Source organism: Vreelandella sulfidaeris, assembly GCF_042429665.1.
In the GTDB taxonomy this organism is placed as follows: Bacteria; Pseudomonadota; Gammaproteobacteria; order Pseudomonadales; family Halomonadaceae; genus Vreelandella.
On sequence record NZ_JBHMAC010000010.1, the window covers coordinates 274,212 to 299,650 of the forward strand.

General features: G+C 56.2%; 18 protein-coding genes. 14 read left to right on the plus strand and 4 right to left on the minus strand.

Annotated features, from left to right (window positions below):
• Positions 1 to 137: 137 nt before the first annotated feature.
• The 3 genes from ACFFLD_RS06235 to csiR form a co-directional block, all read right to left on the minus strand.
• A complete protein-coding gene (locus ACFFLD_RS06235) occupies positions 138 to 1,352 on the minus strand; it encodes a CaiB/BaiF CoA transferase family protein (RefSeq protein WP_386038171.1) in 1,215 nt (404 codons plus the stop codon).
• 49 nt (positions 1,353 to 1,401) lie between these two features.
• A complete protein-coding gene (locus ACFFLD_RS06240; RefSeq protein ID WP_386038174.1) occupies positions 1,402 to 2,580 on the minus strand; it encodes an acyl-CoA dehydrogenase in 1,179 nt (392 codons plus the stop codon).
• Between the two features lie 166 nt (positions 2,581 to 2,746).
• The gene (csiR, locus tag ACFFLD_RS06245) at positions 2,747 to 3,466 is read right to left on the minus strand and encodes a DNA-binding transcriptional regulator CsiR (RefSeq protein ID WP_386038177.1); all 720 of its coding nucleotides are present in this window, start codon (positions 3,464 to 3,466) and stop codon (positions 2,747 to 2,749) included.
• 358 nt (positions 3,467 to 3,824) lie between these two features.
• On the opposite strand from csiR, the gene ACFFLD_RS06250 reads away from it, so the two are divergent.
• The 5 genes from ACFFLD_RS06250 (at position 3,825) to ACFFLD_RS06270 (ending at position 9,158) form a co-directional block, all read left to right on the plus strand.
• Positions 3,825 to 4,796 (plus strand): TAXI family TRAP transporter solute-binding subunit, encoded by a 972-nt coding sequence (locus tag ACFFLD_RS06250; RefSeq protein WP_386038180.1) that lies wholly within the window; start codon positions 3,825 to 3,827, stop codon positions 4,794 to 4,796.
• Positions 4,797 to 4,824: 28 nt separating this feature from the next.
• Positions 4,825 to 5,337, plus strand: a complete 513-nt coding sequence (locus ACFFLD_RS06255; RefSeq protein ID WP_386038183.1) for a DUF1850 domain-containing protein — start codon at positions 4,825 to 4,827, stop codon at positions 5,335 to 5,337.
• Between the two features lie 32 nt (positions 5,338 to 5,369).
• On the plus strand, positions 5,370 to 7,388 hold the full coding sequence (locus ACFFLD_RS06260) for a TRAP transporter permease (protein ID WP_386038186.1): 2,019 nt from the start codon (positions 5,370 to 5,372) through the stop codon (positions 7,386 to 7,388).
• Positions 7,389 to 7,646: 258 nt separating this feature from the next.
• A complete protein-coding gene (locus ACFFLD_RS06265) occupies positions 7,647 to 8,780 on the plus strand; it encodes an NADH:flavin oxidoreductase (RefSeq protein ID WP_386038189.1) in 1,134 nt (377 codons plus the stop codon).
• Between the two features lie 78 nt (positions 8,781 to 8,858).
• Positions 8,859 to 9,158 carry an ArsR/SmtB family transcription factor gene (locus ACFFLD_RS06270; protein ID WP_386038192.1) on the plus strand — a complete coding sequence of 100 codons (300 nt, stop codon included), beginning with the start codon at positions 8,859 to 8,861 and terminating at the stop codon, positions 9,156 to 9,158.
• 142 nt (positions 9,159 to 9,300) lie between these two features.
• Here ACFFLD_RS06270 and ACFFLD_RS06275 read toward each other — a convergent pair whose 3' ends face one another.
• Positions 9,301 to 11,829, minus strand: coding sequence for a penicillin-binding protein 1A (locus tag ACFFLD_RS06275; RefSeq protein WP_386038195.1), 2,529 nt, complete (start codon positions 11,827 to 11,829; stop codon positions 9,301 to 9,303).
• A 189-nt stretch (positions 11,830 to 12,018) separates the two neighbouring features.
• Here ACFFLD_RS06275 and pilM point away from each other — a divergent pair, with 189 nt between their 5' ends.
• The 9 genes from pilM (at position 12,019) to ACFFLD_RS06320 (ending at position 25,185) form a co-directional block, all read left to right on the plus strand.
• The gene (gene pilM / locus ACFFLD_RS06280; RefSeq protein ID WP_386038198.1) at positions 12,019 to 13,080 is read left to right on the plus strand and encodes a type IV pilus assembly protein PilM; all 1,062 of its coding nucleotides are present in this window, start codon (positions 12,019 to 12,021) and stop codon (positions 13,078 to 13,080) included.
• Positions 13,081 to 13,090: 10 nt separating this feature from the next.
• Positions 13,091 to 13,663 (plus strand): PilN domain-containing protein, encoded by a 573-nt coding sequence (locus ACFFLD_RS06285; RefSeq protein ID WP_386038201.1) that lies wholly within the window; start codon positions 13,091 to 13,093, stop codon positions 13,661 to 13,663.
• Positions 13,660 to 14,319: a type 4a pilus biogenesis protein PilO gene (locus ACFFLD_RS06290; RefSeq protein WP_386038204.1), complete on the plus strand. Its 660-nt coding sequence runs from the start codon at positions 13,660 to 13,662 to the stop codon at positions 14,317 to 14,319. The genes ACFFLD_RS06285 and ACFFLD_RS06290 overlap by 4 nt, the downstream gene beginning before the upstream one ends.
• Complete coding sequence (locus tag ACFFLD_RS06295; protein WP_386038207.1) at positions 14,316 to 14,879, plus strand: pilus assembly protein PilP; 564 nt, start codon at positions 14,316 to 14,318, stop codon at positions 14,877 to 14,879. The genes ACFFLD_RS06290 and ACFFLD_RS06295 overlap by 4 nt, the downstream gene beginning before the upstream one ends.
• A gap of 142 nt (positions 14,880 to 15,021) precedes the next feature.
• Positions 15,022 to 17,097 carry a type IV pilus secretin PilQ gene (pilQ, locus tag ACFFLD_RS06300; protein WP_386038210.1) on the plus strand — a complete coding sequence of 692 codons (2,076 nt, stop codon included), beginning with the start codon at positions 15,022 to 15,024 and terminating at the stop codon, positions 17,095 to 17,097.
• A complete protein-coding gene (aroK, locus tag ACFFLD_RS06305; protein WP_386038213.1) occupies positions 17,097 to 17,675 on the plus strand; it encodes a shikimate kinase AroK in 579 nt (192 codons plus the stop codon). Before pilQ ends, aroK begins: the two co-directional genes overlap by 1 nt.
• Positions 17,676 to 17,690: 15 nt before the next feature.
• The gene (gene aroB, locus ACFFLD_RS06310) at positions 17,691 to 18,797 is read left to right on the plus strand and encodes a 3-dehydroquinate synthase (RefSeq protein ID WP_386038216.1); all 1,107 of its coding nucleotides are present in this window, start codon (positions 17,691 to 17,693) and stop codon (positions 18,795 to 18,797) included.
• A 494-nt stretch (positions 18,798 to 19,291) separates the two neighbouring features.
• Positions 19,292 to 23,734, plus strand: a complete 4,443-nt coding sequence (gene gltB, locus ACFFLD_RS06315; protein WP_386038219.1) for a glutamate synthase large subunit — start codon at positions 19,292 to 19,294, stop codon at positions 23,732 to 23,734.
• Between the two features lie 32 nt (positions 23,735 to 23,766).
• Entirely contained in the window at positions 23,767 to 25,185 is a 1,419-nt protein-coding gene (locus ACFFLD_RS06320; protein WP_386038222.1) for an FAD-dependent oxidoreductase, read from the plus strand.
• The last annotated feature ends 254 nt before the right edge of the window (positions 25,186 to 25,439 follow it).

Genomic DNA, 25,439 nt, shown 5'->3' on the forward strand with positions numbered 1-25,439 from the left:
AGTATTCAACGCTAGCGAGTGTAGGCCGTCATACAATATTTGTATAGGTTTTGAGTAAGTATTAAGGATTAAGGAATATAAAAAAAAGCGCCCGCAGGCGCTAAAAGGGAAGAGAGTTTAAAACTACTCAGCAGCGACTAAATAATTCCCGCCTCGCGCAGCGCCAGGCGCTGTTGGTGGGTAATGCCGATTGCTTCTAATACACTGTCGGTATGCTGGCCCAAGTGGGGCGGTGCCGTGTCGGCACTCATTTGGACACCGTTAAAACGAATGGGGTTGGCGACCAGGTCCACGTGGCCTGCCTGCGAATGAGGCAGGGTTTGTTTAAGGCCCCGGGCTTTAACGTGGGGATCGTTGAAAACGCGGTCCAGCGTATTGATCGGCCCGCAGGGCACGCCTACCGCTTCAAAAGCCATCAGCCACTCATCGCTGGTGCGTTGGGCCAGTGCCGCTTCCAACTGAGGAACCAGTAGCCCACGGTGATTGACTCGTGCGCCGTTCGTGGCAAAACGTGGGTCTTCTGCCAGCGTCGCAAGCGACAGCACCGTGCAAAAACGTTTGAACTGCTCATCATTGCCTACCGCCACAATGATATGTCCATCCTGGGTGGCAAACGCTTGGTAAGGCACGATGTTGGGGTGGGCATTCCCCAATCGCTGGGGCACGTTGCCCGAGGTTAGATAGTTGAGTGCCTGGTTGGCGAGCACGCCAACCTGCACATCCATCAGTGCCATATCGATATGGCAGCCTTCTCCGCTATCTCGGCGTTGATAAAGCGCCGCTAGCACCGCGTTAGCAGCGTATAGTCCGGTAAAAATGTCGGTAAATGCGACGCCACTTTTGACCGGACCGCCGCCAGGTTCATCATCGGGCTTGCCGGTCAGGCTCATGATGCCGCCCATGGCCTGGATCATGAAATCGTAACCGGCGCGATGCGAGTAGGGGCTTTCCTGACCAAAGCCGGTAATCGAGCAGTAGATCAATCGGGGATTCAGTGCCTTCAAGCTGGCGTAGTCCAGGCCGTAGCGCTTAAGCCCACCCACCTTGAAGTTTTCCAGCAGCACATCGGACTCAGCGACGAGTTGCTTGATTACCGCCTGCCCCTCGGGCTTGGCCATATCCACGGTGACCGAGCGCTTACCTCGGTTCGCGCAGAGGTAATAGGCCGACTCTTCAGTACCTGAAAGCCAAGGAGGGCCCCAGTGACGAGTATCGTCGCCGCTGCCTGGGCGTTCGATCTTGATGACCTCCGCCCCCATGTCGGCGAGCATTTGTCCGCACCAAGGGCCGGCCAGCACGCGCGAAATGTCGAGCACTTTAATGCCAGTCAGTGGTTTGGATGGCTCGTTCATAACTATGTTTCCTTGGCGTGTAGCGCTAAAAAGCGTAGTCAGCGGTCGCTTAAAAGAATGACTGAATACCCGTTTGTGCACGGCCAAGAATCAATGCGTGCACGTCATGGGTACCTTCATAGGTATTCACCGACTCCAGATTAACCATGTGGCGGATAACCCCGTACTCGTCGGAAACCCCGTTACCACCGTGCATGTCACGCGACTGACGGGCGATATCCAGGGCTTTGCCGCAGTTGTTACGCTTGATCAGCGAGACCATTTCCGGCGCCCAGTTGCCGCTGTCCATTAAACGGCCCACCTGCAACGCTGCCTGCAGGCCCAGCGTAATCTCAGTCTGCATATCGGCCAGTTTTTTCTGAATCAACTGGTTGGCAGCCAGCGGGCGGCCAAACTGTTTGCGGTCCAGAGTATATTGACGCGCCGCGTGCCAGCAGAATTCCGCGGTGCCCATGACACCCCAGGCGATGCCATAGCGCGCTTTGTTCAGACAGCCAAACGGGCCTTTCAAACCGCTGACATTAGGCAGCAGGTTCTCTTCTGGAACGAAGGCGTTATCCAGCACGATCTCACCGGTAATCGAAGCGCGTAGGGAAACTTTGCCTTCGATTTTAGGCGTCGTGAAGCCTTCGGTGCCGCGTTCAACAATAAAGCCTTTAATCTGGTTGTCGTGCGCAGAGGACTTCGCCCATACCACCGCGATATCGGCAATCGGGCTATTGGTGATCCACATTTTGGCGCCGGTCAGGCGATAGCCGCCGTCGACTTTTTCCGCGCGGGTATTCATGTTGCCCGGGTCAGAGCCATGGTCGGGCTCGGTCAAGCCAAAGCAACCGACCATTTCACCGCTGGCAAGCTTGGGCAGGTACTTGTGCTTTTGCTCTTCGGAGCCATAAGTCTCGATGGGGTACATCACCAACGAGGACTGAACGCTCATGGCAGAGCGGTAGCCAGAGTCGACGCGCTCTACCTCGCGGGCAATCAAACCGTAGGCGACGTGGTTAACGCCTGCACCGCCGTACTCAGGCGAAACGGTGGCGCCCAGTAGTCCAAGTTCGCCCATCTCCGTCATGATTTCACGGTCAAAGCGCTCTTCGCGGAAGGCGGTCAGCACGCGCGGCTGAAGGTTTTCCTGACAGTAGTCGTAGGCGGCATCACGGATCTGGCGCTCTTCATCGGTGAGCTGTTGTTCTAGTAGCAGCGGGTCATCCCAGTTGAAGTGGGTCATGGCAAGCACTCCTATTATTGCGTTGGCAGGCAGCACTGTGGGCTATGACTCACTAGGTTTAGCAAGTAGCAAGCGCAGTGCTCACTGCGATAAATGGTGACAGTGTTATTGGGTTCAATGTATCGCCGTTTATTTAAAATATCTACATTTTTATAAAACGAAGAATTTATCTGATGCCGCGTGCCGCTAGAACACGGGTAACAATCGGTACGGGTGTCATGAGGTGGTCACGCATTAATGTATCGGCCTGAGCGGTATCGCGGGCCAAAATAACCTCCACCAGGGCTGCATGCTCCTGGCGCTTGAGTTCCAATGCCTGGGACGACATCACGGTTTCCTGTAGCCATAAATGGCGGTAGCGCTCTACTTGGTCAAACAGCGTTGTGCGCATCTGTAGCAGGTGAGGGGAGTTACAGCCGCTGGCGATAGCGGTATGAAAGGCTTTGTGGCGCTCATCCCAGATATCGAGTAGATCATCTGGGGTGCTAACGTCGGTGACTTTCGCCAGGCGGTGAGCGGTGGCCAGCACGGTGGCTTCCCAGGCGTCGTCGCCGCGTTCAATGGCGAGACGCAAAATCAGCCCTTCAAGCTGCGCGCGAGCGTCATAAATATCGTTTAGCTCTGCCAGCGACATGGACGCTACGCGGTAACCGCGTTGACTGATGGCCACCACCAAACGATCAGCCACCAACTGCGAGAGTGCTTCTCGCAAGGGGCCCGTGCTGGCGCCGTAAGCCTCTTTCAGGCGGCTCATTAACAGCTTTTGTTCAGGCGCATAACGACCACGAATAATGTCATGTTTTAGCTGCTGGTAAGCGCTAATGGCGAGGTTTTGACGTGGTGCCTCCGGCGCCTTAAACGCTGACTCCTGAACGTCTAACTCCATAGCAGGTAGCTCCTGGGCGAATAATAAGCGGTATGTTATCGACGATTAGCGAATATCTTACCCATTTCGCAAAGGTTAAGATATTTCAGCGTTATGTAGATATTTTATGACGCTCACCATGGCCGGAGTGTTTGCCATCCCCTTATGGCTTCGCTCTTTGGCACAGGAGCTGTTTTTAATGGGCTGGATAAGACCGCGCTGTTTCGTTGACACCTTGTTAGCATCCAACGCGTAGGCCATGCTAACGTCTTCTTCTACCGTTTCTGATTACCTGTAGCGGGTCGTCAGCTGCGGGGCCTCTTCACTTCCTTGATCGTCAACCATACCTATAAGTCCAAGCAGGACGGAGGAAATGCACATGCGAACACTACGCTCTCTATACTCCACGGCAGCTGCCGCCTCTTTGCTCGCCGTTGCGCTCCCGGCAAGTGCTCAGCAGCTCTCTATCGCGACCGGCGGAACGGGTGGCGTTTACTACCCGATCGGTGGTGGTTTCGCCGAGATGATCAATAATCACATCGAAGGTGCCCAGGCGACCGCAGAAGTTACCGGTGCCTCGGTTGAAAACATGGGTCTGATCATGCGCGGCGATGCGGATCTGGCACTGGCCCTGGCCGATACCGTTCACCAGGCGTACACCGGCACAGACGATTTTGAAGGTCGTCAGATTGAAAATATCCGCGCTTTGGCGTCTGTCTACCCGAATGCGGTGCAGTTAGTTACTTTGGCGGAATCAGATATTGAATCTATTGCGGACCTGGCCGGTAAGCGGGTATCGGTTGGTGCGCCGGGTAGCGGTACTGAGCTGAATGCGCGTGCGCTGCTTGAGTCGAACGGCATCAGCTATAGCGATTTCACTCCTCAGCGTCTTAATTTCAATGAAACCGCCGATGCGATCCGTGATGGTGATATCGATGCTGGCTTCTGGAGTGTTGGTCCCCCCACCAGCTCTATTCTCAACCTGGCGGCAACGCGCGATATCCGCTTGATTAGTCTGACTGATGAAGAAGTGGCCAATGCTCAGGAAGAAGAAGCTGTCTTCGCTCCCTACGAGCTAGCCGCCGGTATGTATGATGGCATGGATGAGGCCGTGCAGACCATTGGTATTCCCAACGTCCTGGTGGTGAATGCCGACATGGACGAAGAGCTGGCGTACCAGCTAACGCAACTGCTGTTTGAAAACACCGATGAACTGATTGCCGTCCACCCGGCGGCTAACGACACCACGGTCAAGTTCACCATGGACTCTACCCCCGTGCCGTTACACCCCGGTGCGTTGCGCTACTTCGAAGAAGTTGGTGCGGATATCCCGGATCGCATGCGCCCGTAAGCGTTAAAGGTCATTGAAGGATATAGCCATGCAGTGGCAACAACGACTGGTGGCGCTACTGATAGCAGGTTGTCTGTTCGCCGAAGTGGGGGCTTCCCCTGCTTCGGCGTCAACGTTTATGCGTTTAGCCGTGGTGACCGAACAGGGCGATATACTGGTGGACGAGGCCGTGCCTGCTGGCGGTCGCTGGTGTATTCGATGGCAACATTCGGTCGAGCATTTCACGGTGTTGGATTGTTATCGTAACGTAGCAGGCGTCATGCAATTGGAGCGTAGCCATCAACCCGATTTTGCCGCAGGGCTTGGGCATATCTTTGGCCGCGGCGAGCAGGTGTCAGACGGCGAAGGCGGTTATTGGATTAACGCCATTAACGAGCCTGTAGCAAATAACCGCTATGTATTGAGGGTAGGGTCACAGGCTGTTAATCATCGTGTGGTATGGCCAGGCGGTGAGCATGCGACCGTGAGCCTAAGTGAGCACGCTGCCGGGCAACGCGTGACCATTGAGTTGATCAACCCTCACGCATCCCCGCGTGAATAAAAACGACATTAGTTAACGCTTCCGAGGACTTCATGAACGAATCCAAGCAACCGTCCAGCGTGATGCCGGGCGGTAATGCGATTCAACCCCGCATGGTGTTGTGGTCGATCACCATTGTGGCGGTGGGTCTTTCCCTGTTTCAGCTTTATTCTGCTGGCATTCAGCCGTTAGGGCTGTTTTATCAGCGTAGTATTCACCTGGCATTGATCATGATGCTGGCGTTTTTAATGTTTCCAGCCTTTGGCCCGACACGTAAGCGGGGCGTTGTAGGGTGGGGGCTTGACCTGCTGTTTCTAGCCGGGGCGGTATTAACCGGTGGCTACCTGGTGTTTAACCTGGATGAGATTTTTAGCCGCGCAGGTTTTTGGAACAGCACTGATATTCTGGTCGCCTGTATTGCCACGGTGACGGTTCTGGAAGCCAGTCGCCGAGCGGTGGGGTTTGGCATGACGGTGATTGGTCTGCTGGCGATTGTGTATGCCTTTGCCGGGCCGCGCGGCGAACTGCCCTGGCTGGGAGAGTGGATGCCCGGCATTCTCGAGCACCGGGGCTATACGTTTGACCGGGTAGCCGGCCAGCTGTATCTCGGCCAAGAAGGCATCTTTGGCCTGCCGCTAGGTGTGGCGGCAACCTATATCTTTATTTTCGTGTTGTTTGGCGCCTTTCTGGAGTGCACTGGGGCCGGTAAATTCTTTATCGATATGGCCTATGCCGCTACCGGGCGGCAGCGTGGCGGGCCGGCGAAAGCAGCGGTATTGGCATCGGCGGGCATGGGGTCTATTTCCGGTAGTGCGATTGCTAACGTGGTCACCACCGGTGCGTTTACGATTCCGCTGATGAAAAAGCTGGGTTACAAGGCCAAGCAGGCGGGCGGTATTGAGGCCGCGGCGTCTACCGGCGGACAAATCATGCCGCCGTTAATGGGTGCTGGGGCGTTCTTGATTGCGGAGTACACCAACACCCCGTATCTGGATATCGTCAAAGTCAGCATTCTGCCGGCAATCATGTATTTCGCCACGGTTTACCTGTTTGTCCATATCATTGCCCTTAAACAGGGGATGCAGGGGCTGCCTAAACACGAACTCCCCCAAATGCGCCAGGTGATGAAAGATGGCTGGCACTTCCTGCTGCCGCTGGCGGTGCTGGTATGGCTGCTGGCGATGAGTATGTCGCCCATGCGGGTAGGCTACTATGCCGTGGTCACTATCGTGGCGGTGGCGGTAATTCGCTATGTACTCTGGTTCTTCTTTGTGGCGCCACGCCAAGGTGAGCCGGTGACCGCAACGGCGGTCAAAAATGTGATACGCGCAGGCTTTGCCAAGCTGATCGAGGGGTTGGAGCTGGGCGCGCGCAATGCGGTCGCGGTCTCCATGGCCTGTGCTGTGGCCGGGATTATTGTCGGTATCGTGGGTCTCACCGGCCTGGGGCTGAAGTTCTCCTCCATGATGTTGGCGTTTTCTGGTGGCAATATTATATTGGCGCTGGTCATGGTGCTGTTAGCCAGTCTTGTGCTGGGTATGGGCTTGCCGGTAACCGCCAGCTATATCGTATTGATCGTGCTCGTCGGGCCTGCGCTTACTCAGGAATTTGGTATTCCACTGCTGGTCGCCCACCTGGTGGTGTTCTGGTACTCCCAGGACTCCAATGTGACCCCGCCCATTGCCTTGGCAGGCTTTGCCGGAGCGGCGATTGCGGGCAGCAAGCCAATGGAAACCAGCTTTCAGGCGTGGAAGTTTGCCAAGGGGCTCTACCTGATTCCGCTGTTTATGGTCTTCAATCCAGAGATCATCATGGGTGGCCCGGTGCCGCTGGTCATCTGGAACGCTCTGATTGCCATATTGGCGTTGGGGGCGTTTGCCGCGGCGTTGGAGGGCTATCTGTTTACGCGCATGGCGTGGCTGCCGCGCATCGCCATTACGGCGGCGATCATTGCGGTGTTCTATCCCAGCCTACTCAGCGAGATTGCCGGCGTGGTCGTTATGATTGCTGCCATTGGCGCGAATTGGTTGGCCAGCAAGCGTGAAGCCTCGGCCACCCCCATTAGCGGCTAGCGATTGACAGTAAAGTATAACTAATCAATAGCAAGCAGCAATAAAGGCCCGGAGAGCTAATCTCCGGGCCTTTTGTATTATTGCCACCTTGCACAAGCCCTGTTCTCAATGTCTGCTCTCAAGAACTGATCACAAGGACTGTTCCCAAAAGCTTGCCTCAAGAACTGTTCACAGCCATGCAGGAGGGCGGCGGTTGTCATGCCTAGGGTCTTTGTGTTTATATATATTGAAATATCTCTATATACAAAGGAGTTTGACATGACATCACCCGCACAGGTGTTGGCCGCGCCACTTTTTGAGCCCTTTACCGTGGGTCCCATGACACTAAAAAACCGCATTGCCATGGCCCCCATGACCCGCAATCAGTCACCTGCAGGCGTTCCAGGAGAGGACGTGGCGGCCTACTATAAAAGTCGCGCTGAAGGCGACGTGGGGCTAATCATTACCGAAGGTACCTATATTGATCACCCCGGTGCCAACGGCTACCCGGACGTGCCCGCCTTTCATGGCTCACAGGCGCTGGCAGGTTGGCAGCGCGTAGTGGAAGGCGTTCACACGGCCGGTGGCAAGATTGTTCCGCAGCTGTGGCATGTCGGTCGCGAACGTCGCCCAGGTGTTGAACCAGACAGCAGCGCCCCCGGCTTTGGGCCAATGGCTATTGTTGAAGAAGGGATTGAGGTCGTCCAGGCGATGAGCGAAGACGACATCCTGGAGGTGGCGGCCTCGTTTGCTCGTGCCGCGCTGGATGCGCAGCGTCTCGGCTTCGATGGTATCGAACTACACGGTGCCCATGGCTACCTCATCGATCAGTTCCTGTGGCCTGAAAGCAATCAGCGTACCGATGCCTATGGCGGCAGCGTGGAAAATCGTCTGCGTTTTCCGCGCTTGATCGTGCGGACCGTGCGCGAAGCTGTCGGCCCTGACTTTCCGATTATTTTCCGTTTCTCGCAGTGGAAACTCTCTGACTACGACGCCATCATTGCCGAAACACCCGAAGCGCTGGGTGAGATTCTCAAGCCTCTGGCCGATGACGGCGTGGATATCTTTCACGCCAGCACGCGGCGTATCTGGGAGCCGGGCTTTGCTGGTAGCAGCAAGACGATAGCGACCTGGACACGCGAACTGACCGGCAAGCCCGTCATCGCCGTCGGCAGTGTCGGGCTCGACACGACTTTCCGTACCGGGCACTTTACCCGCACCGAAGACCCCACCTCCAAAAGCCGTGTCAATGTAGAAGAGTTGGCCATGTGGCGTGCGCGTAATGACTTTGATCTGGTTGCCATTGGTCGTGCGTTACTCTCCGACCCGCAGTGGGCCAGCAAGGTACGCGATGGTCGCCTTGAAGAACTGTCTGATTTTGACCGCAGTGCGCTGGATAGCTTAGTACGTTGATCGACTGTCAGCAGGCTGCCTCGGCAGCCTGCTCGTGAAAGCGTATAATGATCTCGCCATCAACGAACGGCTGTGATCATGGATATCAATTCCGTTTTAAGCGCGCTGGCCAATCCGGTGCGTCTCGACATCTTGACCTGGCTGAAAGAGCCGGAACGCCACTTCCCGCCGCAGAAGGACACCGCGCCGCCGGGCGGTATCTGTGTCAGCCATATTCGCGAGAAAGCTGGCCTCTCCCAGCCGACCATCTCGCTTTACCTTTCTACGCTTTCCCGTGCGGGGTTGGTCTCCTCGACCCGCGTTGGTCAATGGACCTATTACCGCTTCGAACGCGAGGTGGCCGAGGCATTTTTGCAAGCCCTTGGTGAGCGGTTATAAACGTGGCGCCTTAAAACGACTGAACCCCACCTAGGTGGGGTTCAGTCGTTTCAGGCCCGGACTATATTGTCGGGCCTTGGTATTGCCGGGCCTTGGGGCGAGGTAAGTCGCTTATTTAAAAACAGACACTAGAAGACCGACGTTAGAAGATCGACTCGGCGGTAGCGGATCCCTGCGAGCCGCTGGCCTCTTCCAGCTCACGGCTGATACGGCGCTGCTGGAAGTCCGGCAAGTGGTCTCGGTGAAACAGTTCACTGATACCGCCCGATTGATTGTCCTGAAGGCGACGACCAGTGCCGGGGTCTACGAGCGCGGTGACAATGGTATCCGGGCGCTCGGGCAGGGCGCTGGGTGTCCCTTCAAGGGCATCGCCCATAAACTCCACCCAGATCGGCAGAGCAGCATTCGAACCATATTCGGCAATGGTTTCGTTACTGTCCTTGCCCACCCATACCGTGGTGACGAGGTCGCTGTTGAAGCCTGCAAACCAAGCGTCACGCTGGCTGTTAGTGGTGCCGGTTTTACCCACGATATCGTCACGGTTCAGGCTGAGCGCACCGCGCCCCGTGCCCGACGTGATGACGTCACGCAGCATATCGCGCAGAATATACACGGCGGCCGGATCAGCTACTCGCTTCGCAATGGGGTATTCGCGCCCATCAATTTCCACTGTTTCCTGATCTTCGGCACAGCTTGGGCAGGCCACTTGAGGGGTTGCTTCATCGATGATAACGGTATCGTTGTCGCTGGTTACCCGTTGAATGAACCAGGGAGATACCTGGAAACCACCATTGGCCAATACCGCGTAAGCGTTAGTCATCTCCATGGGCGTCAAACTCGCGCTGCCTAAAGCTAGCGACAGACCATGCGGTAAGCGGTCTGGCGAGAAGCCAAATCCTTCAAGATACGCAATCGTATGGTCTAACCCCATTGTCTGGAGCACGCGGATCGTCACCAGGTTACGCGACCGGGCAAGCGCTGGGCGTAAACGCATAGGACCTTGGAAGTCACGGCTGGAGTTGACGGGGCGCCATAGAGAGTTGCTGCCGTCGTCGAGCACCACCGGTGAGTCGTTAACGACGCTGGCCGCATTCATCTCGCCATCCTCAAGAGCCGCTAAGTAAATAAACGGCTTGAAGATAGAACCCGACTGGCGCTGTGCCTGTACCGCCCGGTTGAACTTGCTGGCATTAAAGTCCAAGCCACCCTGGAGCGCCAGGATAGCGCCTGTTCTAGGGTCTTGAGCCACCAGCGAACCTTCAACATTGGGGCGCTGTGATAGGCGTAATGAGCCATCGTCATTCTCAATGACACGGACCATATCGCCGCGTGTGGCAATGGCCTCCGCTGAGCTTGGTTCGGCACCGCGGCTACGTGGGCTCAGGTAAGGACGCGCCCAGTTCAAACCTTCCCAGGCGATGGTTTGAAGTTCACCGCCGCGGGTCAGTACCTGCATTTCCCGACCGCTGCTCTCGACGACAATGGCGGGCTTGAGCAGGCCGTAGTTAGGCGTGCGCTCAAGTACTTGAACCCAGTTGCTGACATCGCCTTCGATACCTTCCACTTCTGTCTGGCTGCGTTGTGCGGCCTGACGGGCGGTTTGACGAATTTCAGGTGACTCGGAAAGTTCCTCTTCCAGGCCCTGGGTGGTTGTTTGCTCCTGCGCTTCAACGAGGCTGGCGGCAATGTCGCTCTGTTCCGGCCCGCGCCAGCCGTGGCGCAGGTCGTAGTCGGTTAGCCCGTTGGCCAGTGCTTGACGGGCAAACGGCTGTAGCTCGCTATCAATGGTGGTATAGATGCGATAGCCACCGGTATAGGCCTCGTCGCCAAAACGCTCAACTGCATACTGGCGTGCCATTTCAGACACGTAGGCGGCATCAACTTCGGCTTGGATAAAGTGGCGGCGAGCAGTGACCGGGTTCTGAACCGCTGCTTGATACGTCGCGTCGTCGATATAATCCAGTTCGCGCATGCGAAAGAGAATCCAGTTACGACGAATCAGCGAGCGCTCTGAGTTGGCCAGCGGATTAAACGCGGAGGGTGCCTTGGGCAAGCCCGCTATCATGGCCGTTTCCGCCAGGCTAAGCTCGGCGAGCGGTTTGTCATAATAGGTTTCAGACGCAGCGGCAATGCCATAGGCACGGTTGCCCAGGAAGATCTTGTTCACGTAAAGCTCGAAGATTTCCTCTTTGTCGAGCACCTGTTCCATTTGCAGGGCGAGCAAGATTTCGCGGATTTTACGCGTAAACGTCTGGTCAAGCGTCAGCATGTAGTTACGCGCGACCTGCATGGTAATCGTCGAGCCGCCGGACTGAATGGAACCGCCGCTCTGTACCAGTTCGACCGCGGCCCTGGCTAAACCACGGGGATCGACACCGGCGTGGTCAAAGTAGCTGGCGTCCTCTGCCGCAATCAGCGCATTGACCATATCCTGGGGGATATCGTCAAAATCGACCGCTGTACGGCGCTCTTCACCAAATTCGCCGATCAATTTACCATCTTGGGTAAAAATGCGTAGCGGGGTGTGAAGGTCAAAATCTTGCAGTTGGCGTACATCGGGGAGCCCAGGGGCGAAGTAGATAGCGGCACCGACCACTGCCAGGGCGGTAGCCCCTACCAACGATACGATGAGGAAAAACAGCGTCACAATAAGGGTTCGAAGAAACGTCATGTAAAAAGAGCACCCTGGGGAGAATAAAAGATCGGCAGCTAAACGGCCGTATCATGTCATTGGCTGCCATTATAGGAAGCTGAGGCGGCGGCCACCAGTGTTGATATGCGGTAAGTTCGTTCGCGTGTGACTTAACTAAAAATCATGTAACCTCAGACCACGCGATAAGCCGGTGGAGCTGAACCTAACATGCGCTTTCTAAGACCTGGTAAAGGATTGATCGGCGTCGATATTACGTCGGCGACCGTGAAGCTGCTTGAATTAAAACAGTGCCACGATAATTACCAAGTAGAAAGCTATGCCGTGCGGCCATTACGCGAAGGTGCCGTGGTCGAGCGGCGTATCCGTGATATCGACGATGTGGCCAGCGTACTAAGTCGTGCAGTGGAACATGCTAAACCCTCTACCCGCAAAGCGGCGGTGGCCGTTCCCGCTAGTGCGGCTATCACTAAAACGCTGAGTTTTCCCATTGGGCTAAGCGAAGAAGAGATCGAAGAGCGTATTGTGGCCGAATCAGACCGTCATATTCCTTTTCCGTTCAATGAGGTCGCGTTTGATTTTCAATGTCTTGGACCTGCTGCGTTTGATAGTGAGCAGCAGCAGGTCGTGCTGGTCGCTTGTCGCCAGCAGGATGTCACGCAGCTAACGGAAACGCTGGAGCGTGCTGGCCTGGAGCCAGCCGCAGTGGACGTTGAAACCTTTGCGATGGAGCGTTCATTAGCCGAACTGCGACGCCAGCTAAACGTAGACAATGACCCCGCTGCCTGCGTGGGGTTGGTGGATATTGGCGCCAACATGAACGCTTTTCACGTGGTTCGGGGCGGCCACATTGTTTATACCCGTGACACCGTGTTTGGCGGACGTCAGCTTACCGATGCGATTCGCGACCGATACGCCTTGAGTATGGATGAGGCGGGGTTTGCCAAAAAGCGCGGCGGACTGCCGGACGATTACCATGAGCGTGTGCTCAATCCTTTTCTGGAAACCGTGGTGCAGCAGGTGGGGCGCTCGCTACAACTTTATTACACCGCCGGGCGTCAGCAAGAGGTACAGCATATTGTGCTCGCGGGTGGGTCGAGCGTGATACCAGGGCTAGCCGAGCGAATTGCAGACGATAGTGGTATGTCGGTCACCATTGCCAACCCTTTCCAGCGTATGCGGGTTAATAAACGCTTAAATCTTGAAGCGTTGACCAACGATGCTCCGGCCATGCTAACGGCGGGTGGCTTGGCGATGAGAGTTAGTCAATGAGAGTTAGCCAATGAGTATGACGATTAACCTGCTGCCCTGGCGGGAAGCCCAGCGCGAGCGTAGAACACGGGAATTCTATTTGGTGGTCGCCGCCATGCTGGCGTTGGGGGTGGTGCTTGGTCTGTTAGTTTCCCACCTTTATCAGCTCAAGTTAGCCGCTCAACAGCAGCGTAACGCCCTCATTAGTGAGCATATTGAGCGCTTGGAAAGCGATATTGATGGGGTATCTCGTTACGCCAGCGCCGCCGAGCGCTTGGTGGATCAGATTGCAGTGTTTCAAACGCTGGCGGCCGAACGAACCGATACCGTACAGCTATTCAACGACATAGCCGACAGTGTCGCCAACGGCGTTATATATCAACGCTTATCGAAAAGCGGTAATAACGTCAGCGTGACGGCGCTGGCGGGCAGTGAACGACAGGTTTCCGAGCAGTTGCGCCGCATAGCGGCCTTGCCTGGGCTGGGTGTGCCTTCGCTGTCAGCGGTGGAGGGCGCCCAAAACGGGACTGGCCGCGTGTTCCGTTTTGATGTGATGCAAACGGTAGAGGCGATTCCGCTGTCTGGGCAGGAGTCGGCGCCATGAAGATTAGCCGTGAGCAGTGGGCGATCGAGTGGCGGCGTTTGCGCGAAGTTGACTGGCAGGGGCTGGACGTTAAAGAGGCGGGTGGCTGGCCGTTTCTGCTGAAGGTGGCATGCTGCTGTCTGGCACTTATAGTCGCCTTGAGCGTGATGATCTGGTTTGTGGGGAGCGAGCACCGCGAGGCATTTAGGGAAGCTCAACGCCAAGAGATCAGACTGTTGGGTGAGTACCGCAGCAAAGTGTCGGAAGCCGCCTTCTTGCCTGAAATGCGCGAGAAGCTGGCGGCGTTGGAGGCTCAGGTAGCGCAGTTGCGTACCATGCTCCCCACCGATGCGGAAATCCCCTCGCTGCTTGATAGCATAAGCGATGCGGCCGTCGAGAACCGTTTGACCATCGAAACGATTCGCTTGCGCCCGACGCTTGCCCAGGCTGACTATATCGAACAACCGCTGGATATTCAGGTACGTGGCGACTATCACCAACTGGCGCGTTTTGTTGCCGATATCGCGTCCCTGTCGCGCATGGTGACCCAGCACGATTTTAGTTTAGAGCCCGTCGAAGGGCGTGGAGAAACGCTGCGTCTTTCACTATTAGCTCGCACCTATCGCTATGTCGAGGAGAGCGATTCCCTGCCTACTGAAGAGGCGGGTGCGCAATGAATAGCAGTCAAGCGACGCTACGGATGACACGGGCGCTCATCGTGATGACCTTTTTTGCGCTGCTGACGGGGTGTTCAGAGACCAACCTGGGGCAGTTGGAGCAAACACTGGCAGATATTCGCCAGTCGCCGGTCGGGCAGCCTCCCACTGTCGCTGTCGCGTTGCCCGAGCATCAGGATGTGCGCTATGTGCATAGCGATGGTCGTAGTCCTTTTTTGCCCCCGGAAGCCATCACTCAGGGCAGTGCCAACCGAAACGAAGGGGCTCTTGCGCCGGATAGACAGCGCACCCCAGAGCCGCTGGAAAGCTTTCCGCTTCAAGAGCTTCGATTGGTGGGTACGATGCGCATGGCGGGGCGCCAGGTAGCGATGATTGCGTCGCCTGATGGCAGCGTCACCAGCGTAAAACAAGGCAACTATATGGGCACCGATTATGGCCGTATTGCCGACATAGGCGCCCAAGAGGTTCTAGTGGTCGAGCGTGTCTTTACTCAGCGTGAAGGATGGCAAGAGCGAGAAGTAACGCTTGCGCTTAATGCGGAGCGCACGCCGGATGAATAGAATACGCAAAGCGGAAAAGCCACCTTGCATTGATTGTCGATGCAGGCGTGACAGAAAGCGCTTCGATACGTTTACCCGAAGCGTGCAATTAGTGCTGCGTATGCGTCGCGCGGTCTTATTATCAGTTAGCGGATATTAGCTTATGGCAGTGACAGCTTGGCGAAACACACTCTTGATGGCCATCGCCGCCCTCTATTTGCTGTTGCCAGCGTTGGCAGCGGCGGCGGTATTGACCGATATTGAGGTCGATTCCACCACCAATGGCGGCGTTCATCTTGATCTTCGCTTTACAGGAGGGGTACCTGAGCTGCGTAGCTACCGCTTGGAGTCGCCGCCAAGAGTCGCGTTGGATCTGGCAGCTACACAAAGTGGCCTTGCCAATCGACGGCTCACTGTTGGCAGCGGTGGCGTTGAACAAGTGACCGCGGTGGAAGGTAACGGCCGTACGCGTTTAGTGGTTAATCTCAGTGAACCTCGAGTATTTAGTTCCAGCGTTCAGGGTGACCGCCTCCGACTCACGTTTGCCGCGGAAGAGCCAAACCCTGCTTCAGCGCCTTCTCAAGCCAGCCCATCTTCAACCGGGCTCTCTTCAGAAGGGCTTGAAACGGCGGAAGGACCGCAGATTGAGAATATTGATTTTCGCCGGGGCGCCGACGGAGCCGGTCGGTTAGTGGTCACGTTTGACCGCGCCGGTGTCGAGGCAGATGTGCGTGAGGGTGGCCCTGACCAAGTGTTGGTGGAACTGCAGGATGTGGCGATTCCTGATTCGCTGAACCAAATCTACGATGTCACTGATTTTGCTACGCCGATAACGCGTATTACCCCTAGCTCCCGTCAGGGCGATACACGGTTGGCGATCGCGACTCAGGGGGCTTACGCGATGATCTCCTCGCAGCAAGGCCGCACGCTGACCGTGGAAGTGCAGCCCGCCAGCCAGGAAGCATCCCCTACCCAGGCGACAGGCGAGCGTTTTAGCGGAGAGCGCTTAAGCCTTAATTTCCAGGATATCGAAGTACGCTCGGTACTGGCGACGCTGGCTGAATTTACCGGATTGAACTTAGTCGCCAGTGACAGCGTGACCGGACGTGTGACGCTCAATTTAAACGATGTTCCCTGGGATCAGGCGTTAGCACTGATACTTCAAAGTCAAGGGTTGTCGAGTCGCGAGCAGGGCAATGTGATTGTGGTAGCGCCCGCCAGTGAGCTGGCGGATTTAGAGCGTCAGGAATTGGAAGCGCGTAACCAGCGCGAAACGCTATCGCCACTGGTCACGGAATTTATCGAGATCAAGTACGCACGGGCCGAGGATTTAGCCCAGCTGCTGCGTGGCGGCGACGGCTTTGGGCTGCTCACCGAGCGCGGCCGGGTAAGCGTCGATAACCGCACTAATACGCTGCTGGTGCAGGATACCGCCGAGCAAGTGAGCGACATCGTGCGAACCATCGATCGATTGGATGTTGCTGTTCGGCAAGTGCAAATAGAGGCTCGCATTGTCATTGCAAGAGACACCGCCTCACGCGAGCTTGGGGTTAACTGGGGCATGTCGAGTACGCGGGGCTTCCAGGAAGGAGCGGACGGTACCTTCAGTCGACGGGATATCAACCCTAACGGCATCAATCGAGCACAAGGCGGTTTAGCCGTAGATTTAGGCGCAGCCACTGGGCCGGGTACAGGCTTTAGCTTTGGTTATTTATCAGGCGATATCTTGCTGGATTTGGAACTTCGAGCGCTGGAAAGCGAAGGGAAAAGCCAGACCATTTCGCAACCGCGTATTATTACCGCCAACCAACGAACGGCACGTATCAGCCAGGGTGAAGAGCGCGCCTTCCAAAGTGTGGATGGCAACGACAACCCCGATACGGAGTTCAAAGAGGCGGTACTGTCGTTGGAAGTCACCCCACAGATTACCCCCGATAACCGGATTATCATGGATCTGGTGATCAAGAACGACAGTTTTCGTGAATCCGAGTTTGGCGGCGAGCCGCCGATAGACACCAATACCATTGAAACCCAGGTGCTGGTGGATAACGGCCAAACGGTGGTGCTAGGGGGGATTTTAACCACCGAAGAGCTGCGTCAAATCGCTAAAACACCGCTGTTGGGTGATATTCCTTTACTGGGTAGACTGTTTCGCTATACCGAAGAGAGCAATGAGAAGGTAGAGTTGCTAGTCTTTATTACTCCACGACTCCTAGACGATGGCTTAACGGTTCGCTGATGCAGGATTTACCCAATTTATTTCTCATTGGCCCCATGGGGGCTGGCAAAAGCACCATTGGCCGCCTGCTGGCGGCTGAGCTTTCGCGCCAATTTTATGATAGCGACCACGCCATACAGGACCGCTGTGGGGCAGACATCCCGTGGATTTTTGATGTCGAGGGCGAGCAGGGCTTTCGTCAGCGTGAAATTCACATGATTGATGAGTTAACCAAACTCTCATCGGTAGTGATGGCGACAGGCGGCGGCGCGGTGTTGCGCGAAGAAAATCGCCGCGCACTGCGTGAGCGCGGCACGGTGGTGTATTTGTTGACTACCGTCGACCAGCAGCTTAAGCGGACCGCTAAAGATCGTAATCGGCCACTGCTGCAGTGCGATAATCGCGAACAAGTGCTGAACGATATGTTTGCCAAGCGCGATCCGCTCTATCGGGCAACGTCTGATATTGCGGTGCGTACTGACCGGCGCAGCCCACGGGCGGTGGTGAATGAAATTTTACGTCGAGTGCGGCGGTTGGTGGACCCGCTTGAGTCCACCACTCCGCCACCTACGTCTAAACCGCATAACCAAAATGCTTAACCATAAGGCATCGTCATGACCTCGACAGCCAATGCGCAACATACTCTTCGTGTGGCGTTAGATGAGCGCAGCTATCCGATTCATATTGGAACCGGGTTGTTGGGAAACCCCGATATGCTGACGCCTTATTTGGCCGGGCAGCAGGTGATGGTCGTCACTAACGACACTGTCGCGCCACTGTATCTGGAAACACTGACTGCCCATCTGCCGGATCATTTGGATGTTCGCACGCTGGTATTGCCTGATGGTGAGCAGTACAAATCTATTGAGCAGGTCAGCCGCATTTGGGACGCGCTGCTGGAAGCCGGTTTCAACCGTCGCTGCACGTTAATTGCTTTGGGCGGCGGGGTCATTGGCGATATGGTCGGCTATGCCGCTGCCTCTTATCAGCGCGGCGTCGCGTTTATTCAGGTGCCTACCACGCTGCTTTCCCAAGTGGATTCATCGGTGGGAGGGAAGACCGGGGTTAACCACCCACTGGGTAAAAACATGATTGGCGCTTTCTGGCAGCCTCGCGCCGTGCTGGTGGATATTGAGTCGCTTAAGAGTCTGCCACGCCGTGAGCTCTCCGCCGGTCTGGCCGAGGTGATTAAGTACGGGCTGATTCGTGACGAAGCGTTTTTAAGCTGGCTGGAAGCCCATATGACAGCGCTACTTAATGTGGAGCCTGACATTGTGGCCGAGGCCATTGCGCGCAGTTGCCAAATAAAAGCCGATATTGTCGCCGAAGACGAAACCGAGCAGGGCGTGAGGGCGCTGCTTAACCTGGGCCATACCTTTGGTCATGCCATTGAGGCGCACCAAGGCTATGGCAACTGGCTGCACGGTGAGGCGGTGGGGGCTGGCATGGCAATGGCCGCGACGCTGTCCCAGCGGTTGGGGTGGATCGATGAGGCGGCTCTGGCGCGCAGCCTGGCGGTGATCGAAAGCGCTGAGCTGCCGTTGGCTGCACCGGCGAATATGTCCAGTGACGACTTTTTGGCCCGTATGCGGCTGGATAAGAAAAACGTCGATGCCAAGCTGCGCCTGGTGCTGTTGAATGCCCTGGGCGATGCCTGCATTAGCGATGCCACGCCCGTTGAGGTGCTTCGTACGCTGTTGGATGACTACCCGCGTCTCTGAATGATGTAAGCACACCTTTCTTTCCTTTGTTGATAATCCGGTTCGGCAGGGCGGCGGTACCTACGCAAGCGCTGCCGGTTTTTGTGTCTTTGCTAATAAAATACGCCGCCTTCGGCAGGCTTTAGTTGGATAATCCGTATGCCTTATGCGCCATCGGCATGGGGTTTTTTGAATGTTTAGACTAAAGTCTTAATGAATGTAATAAATGCTAAAAAGACGTTTCGTATGGTTACAAGTGTTTGAAGTGTATATATTTTTTTGTTTAGCAAACATGCAACTACAGGATTTGGAAAGGGTTTCTCTAACGTTGTGAGTGACGAGACATTGCGCTAAGTGGCTGCCAATCGCTATGCTGAGCGGCCATTTTCTTGCGGCAGCGATCGTGGGAAACACCCTTCTTCGGGTAGGTTATAAGCATCTTAAAAAAAGAAAAACCTACCTTTATATCATAAGAACGCTGCTAAAAAAATACGCTGACTAGTAGAGGCACGCCCATGAATAAAGGTCTTCACCAGCCTGGCGAGTTTCGCGATAACTGTGGTTTTGGCCTTATTGCCCATATGGAAGGCCAGGCTAGCCACGATTTGCTGAAAACTGCCATTGAATCCCTGACATGTATGACCCATCGGGGCGGTATCGCCGCCGACGGAAAAACTGGCGACGGCTGTGGTCTGCTGCTAAAAATGCCCACTGCTTTTATGCAGGCGCTGGCGAAAGAAGCGTTTGATGCCACCTTGGGCGAAAAATTTGCCGTTGGCGTGGTATTTCTCCCCAACGATGACGCCCGTGAAGCGAAAGCCCGCGATACCCTGACCCGAGAGCTTGAAGCGCGTGGCCTCAATGTGCTGGGCTGGCGTGACGTGCCTACTGATTCCAGCGTTTGTGGCCCCATGGCGCTCGACTGCCTGCCGCGCATCCGCCAGTTATTCGTCGAGCCTGGCCAGGGCGAACACTTCGATGTCGACCTGTATATGGCGCGTCGCCGTGCCGAGCAGACGCTGCGCGATGAAGAGGAGTTCTATGTCGCCTCGCTGTCATCTGAAGTGGTGTCATATAAAGGCTTGGTGATGCCGGAGGATCTTCCGGCCTTTTATAAAGACCTGAATGACCCGCGCCTGGAGACCGCTATCTGCGTTTTCCACCAGCGCTTCTCGACCAATACCGCTCCTCGCTGGCCGCTGGCGCAGCCGTTCCGGCTGTTGGCGCACAACGGTGAGATCAACACGATTGAGGCCAACCGGGGCTGGGCGAACTCGCGCAAGGCGAACTTTGTTAACGAGCGCTTGCCCGATATCGCCGAGCTGGATGAGATTGTTAACACCACAGGCTCCGACTCTTCCAGTATGGATAACATGCTGGAAGTACTGCTGACCGGCGGTATGGAGCTTCACCGTGCGGTTCGCATGATGGTGCCCCCGGCGTGGCAGAACGTAGAAACCATGGACGCTGAGCTGCGTGCCTTCTACGAATACAACTCCATGCACATGGAGCCTTGGGATGGCCCTGCTGGGGTGGTGATGACCGATGGTCGTCAGGCGGTCTGTATGCTGGACCGTAACGGCCTGCGCCCGGCCCGCTGGGTGATGACCAAAAATGGATACATCACGCTGGCGTCGGAAATCGGCACCTACAACTACCGCCCGGAAGATGTCGTGGCTAAAGGCCGCGTTGGTCCAGGCCAAATGCTTGCCGTGGATACTCAAACCGGCGAAGTGCTGCACACCAATGATATCGATCAGCGGCTGAAATCTGCCTACCCCTACAAGCGCTGGTTAAAGCAGGAAGCCAACTACCTGGAGTCAGCGCTAACCGAGCTTGCGCGTTTCCAGAACATGGATATTGATGCGCTAAACGTTCAACAAAAGATGTTCCAGGTCAGCTTTGAAGAGCGCGACCAGGTGCTGCGTCCGCTGGCCGAGAGTGGCCAGGAAGCCGTCGGCTCCATGGGTGACGATACCCCGATGGCGGTGCTGTCCAGTCGGCCGCGCTTGTTGACTGATTTTTTCCGGCAGAAATTTGCCCAGGTGACCAATCCGCCTATCGATCCGCTACGCGAAGCGATCGTGATGTCGCTGGAAACCTGCTGTGGTGCTGAGCTCAACGTTTTCAAGGCGACGCCCGAACACGCGCATCGCTTGATTTTGACCACGCCAGTGTTGTCACCGCGCAAATTTACCGCGCTGGTCAGCCAGGATGACCCGGCATTTGCCAGCCATACGCTGTCGCTGGGCTACGATCCTGAGCAGCAGAGCTTGCATCAGGCGCTCAAAGCGCTGTGCAAAGAGGCCGAAGAGCAGGTGAAGGCAGGCAAGGTCATCTTGGTGCTTACCGATGCTGAGCTGGAGAAAGGGTTGATTCCAATCCAGGCCGCCCTGGCGGTGGGGGCGGTGCACTCCCAGTTAGGTCGTTTGGCGCTACGCCCTAATGCCAATATCGTGGTGGAAACCGGCTATGCGCGGGATGCACACCAGATGGCGGTCTTGTTTGGGGTGGGCGCTACTGCGGTGTATCCATGGCTTGCCTATCAGGTCATGGCGGACATGTACCGCGTTGGCGAACTCACCGGCAATCCGGCTGACGGACGCGAAAACTATCGCAAAGGTCTGCAGAAGGGGCTGTTCAAGATCCTGTCGAAAATGGGGATCTCGACGCTGGCTTCCTACCGTGGCTCGATGCTGTTTGAAGCGGTGGGGCTGTCCGATGAGGTCATGGATCTGTGCTTTGTGGGTATGGCGTCACGTATTCAGGGCGCTGGCTTTGCCGAGCTTCAGATGCAGCAAGCGCTACTGGCCAAGGACGCCTGGTTGCCGCGCAAGGGGATTTCCCAGGGCGGCATGCTCAAGTATGTTCATGGTCATGAGTACCACGCTTACAATCCCGATGTGGTGATGACCCTGCAGGCGGCGGTGCAAGAGGGCAGCTACGCCAAGTGGAAGAAGTTTGCGCAGCTCGTCAACGAGCGTCCGGTCGCCACCATTCGTGACTTGCTCAAGCTTAAACCGGTGGAAACGCCACTATCGATTGATGAAGTGGAGTCAATCGAAGAGCTGTTGCCCCGCTTTGACAGCGCGGGCATGTCAATTGGTGCCCTCTCGCCGGAAGCCCACGAGGCGCTTGCCCAGGCGATGAACGAGTCGGGTGGTCGCTCCAACTCAGGCGAAGGCGGCGAAGATCCGGCGCGCTACGGGACTATTCGCAGCTCCAAGATCAAGCAGATCGCCTCTGGGCGTTTTGGCGTCACTCCGGCGTATCTGGTCAATGCCGAAGTACTGCAGATCAAGGTGGCGCAGGGCGCCAAGCCCGGTGAGGGTGGTCAGTTGCCCGGCGGTAAAGTCAATCAGTTGATTGCCAGACTGCGTCACGCAGTGCCAGGGGTGACGCTGATTTCACCGCCACCGCATCACGATATTTACTCTATCGAAGACTTGGCTCAGCTGATTTTTGACCTCAAGCAGGTCAATCCGGATGCCCAGGTGTCGGTCAAGCTGGTGTCCGAGCCGGGCATCGGTACGATCGCAACCGGGGTGGCCAAAGCCTATGCGGATCTGATTACCGTCTCCGGATACGATGGCGGTACAGCGGCAAGCCCGCTAACGTCAATCAAGCATGCCGGTTCGCCGTGGGAGCTGGGGCTGCCCGAAGTTCATCAGGCGCTGCGTATCAACGGCTTGCGTGACAAGATTCGTTTGCAAACGGATGGTGGCTTGAAGACCGGCTTGGATGTGGTAAAAGCCGCGATTCTAGGTGCCGAGAGTTTTGGTTTCGGCACCGCACCGATGGTGGCGCTGGGGTGTAAATACTTGCGCATCTGCCACCTGAATAACTGTGCCACCGGGGTCGCGACGCAGGATGATTTCCTGCGCGGCGAGCATTTCCGCGGCACCGTGGATATGGTCAAGAATTACTTCCGCTTTATCGCTGAAGAAGTGCGCGAATTGATGGCCGCTCTGGGCGTGCGCAAACTGACGGATCTGATTGGGCGTACCGATCTGCTCGAAATACTGGAAGGTAATACCGCGTCGCAGCGTAGCCTGGATCTTACCCCGCTGTTGGCGAACGACTTTGTGCCGAGCGATGCGCCGCAGTTCTGTAAAGTCAGCCGTAACATCCCTCACGACCCGGGCGCCAAGAACCAGGAAGTGCTGGCGGCGTTGAAAGACGCTATCGAAAACCGGTCGGGCGGTGAGTTCGATTTCACCATCACCAACTGTGATCGGAGCGTGGCTGCCCTAACCTCTGGTGCGATCGCCAAGCGCTATGGCGAAGAAGGTTTGGAAGATGCACCGATCACTGCTCGCTTTACCGGGGTGGCGGGTCAGAGCTTCGGTGTGTGGAATGCCCGTGGCTTGAACCTCTACCTGGAAGGCGACGCTAACGATTACGTTGGTAAAGGCATGAACGGCGGCAGTATTGTCATTGTGCCACCGAAAGTTAGTCAGTTTGAAAGCCATAAAACTGCCATTATTGGCAATACCTGCTTGTACGGTGCTACCGGGGGAACGCTATTTGCGGCCGGTACGGCAGGGGAGCGTTTTGCGGTGCGTAACTCCGGCGCGTCAGCGGTAATCGAAGGCGCGGGTGACCACTGTTGTGAGTACATGACGGGTGGTTTGGTCTGTGTGCTCGGTGAGACCGGGGTGAACTTTGGCGCAGGCATGACCGGTGGGTTTGCCTACGTGCTGGATGAAGAGCGTACCTTCGTGGACAAGTACAACCACGAGCTGGTCGAGATTCATCGCGTCAATACAGAAACCATGGAGGCGTATCGTCGCCACCTGCGCGAAATGATCGAAGCCTATGTGGCTGCGACAGGGTCTGCCCGTGGGGCGGCTATTTTGGAAGACTTCAGCGACTATGCGCGCCACTTCTGGTTGGTAAAACCCAAAGCGGCCAGTTTAGGTAGTTTGCTGGATCAGTCTCGGCGTCAGCCGGAATAACCTTTCGCCCTCACGCTGACAGGAGAGAGATCATGGCTAACCGTTTAAATAACGATTTTCAGTTTATTGATGTGGGTCGTAAGGACCCACAAAAGAAAGACGCTCGCGCCCGTGCCAAAGAGTTTGCGGAAATTTACGAACCGTTCAAACCCACCGATGCGGCGAGCCAGGCGCACCGCTGCCTGCACTGCGGTAATCCGTATTGCGAGTGGAAGTGCCCGGTGCACAACTACATTCCCAACTGGCTACAGCTGGTGGTGGAAGGCAACATTATTGAAGCGGCGGAGCTCTCGCATAAAACCAACTCGCTGCCCGAGGTATGTGGTCGTGTGTGTCCGCAAGACCGGCTGTGCGAAGGCGACTGCACGCTAAACGATGGGTTTGGTGCGGTCACCATCGGTTCGGTGGAGAAGTACATTACCGATACCGCGTTTGCGATGGGCTGGCGCCCGGATATGTCTCACGTCACCTGGACCGACAAAAAAGTGGCTATTATTGGTGCTGGCCCCGCTGGGTTGGGCTGTGCCGATATTTTAGCCCGCAACGGCGTGAAGCCGGTGGTGTTTGACAAGTATCCTGAAATCGGTGGCCTGCTGACCTTTGGTATTCCCGAGTTCAAGCTAGAGAAAAGCGTCATGGAACGCCGTCGGGCGGTGTTTGAAGAGATGGGGATCGAGTTCCGCCTCAACACTGAAATCGGCGCCGATATCGAGTTTGAGACCATCATGCAGGAGTATGACGCGGTCTTTCTGGGAATGGGTACCTATAAGTACATGGAAGGCGGTTTCCCCGGTGAGGAACTGTCGGGTGTTTATAAAGCGCTCGATTTCCTGATTGCCAACGTCAATCGTTGCCTCGGGTTCGAAAAAGATCCCAACGACTATATCTCGATGGAAGGCAAGCGCGTGGTGGTGTTGGGTGGTGGCGATACGGCGATGGACTGTAACCGTACGTCGATTCGTCAGAACGCCACCAGCGTTACCTGTGCCTATCGTCGTGATGAAGGCAACATGCCGGGCTCGCGTCGCGAAGTGGCCAATGCGCGTGAAGAGGGCGTGGAGTTCCTGTTCAATCGTCAGCCGGTGGCGGTGATCGGCGAAGAGAAAGTCGAAGGCGTCAAAGTGGTTCGTACCCGCCTGGGTGAGCCGGACGAAAACGGTCGCCAACGTCCTGAAGTGGTGCCGGGTTCTGAAGAAATTATCGCGGCGGATGCCGTGGTCATCGCTTTCGGCTTCCAGGCAAGTCCGGCGCCGTGGTTCGATAGTTCTAATATCCAGGTCGATGAGCGTGATCGGGTGACCGCGCCCGAACATGGTCAGTACGCTTTCCAAACCAGCAATGAAAAAATCTTTGCCGGTGGCGACATGGTGCGCGGCTCTGATTTGGTGGTCACGGCGATTTACGAAGGCCGCCAGGCAGCGGAAGGTATTCTGGATTACCTGGGCGTGTAATGCGTCTTTGCTTAGGCTGAGCGGGGCCTTATTGGCCTCGCGACTGCCCTGGCATTAGGCCAACGCGAGGGCGCTGTGAACCCGTCCGTGGGCGCTACTTTCGCCATCCTTGGCGAAAGACCCTCGCTAAGGCCTAATCCCGGCGTCGCTATGTGCCATCAATCAACTGAGATCTTCGGCAGTTCAAATTGAGCCTTTGGTCGTAATCTGCTAGTCTGTCGACCCATCCTGGCGTGGCTTTCTGCCGTGCCTTC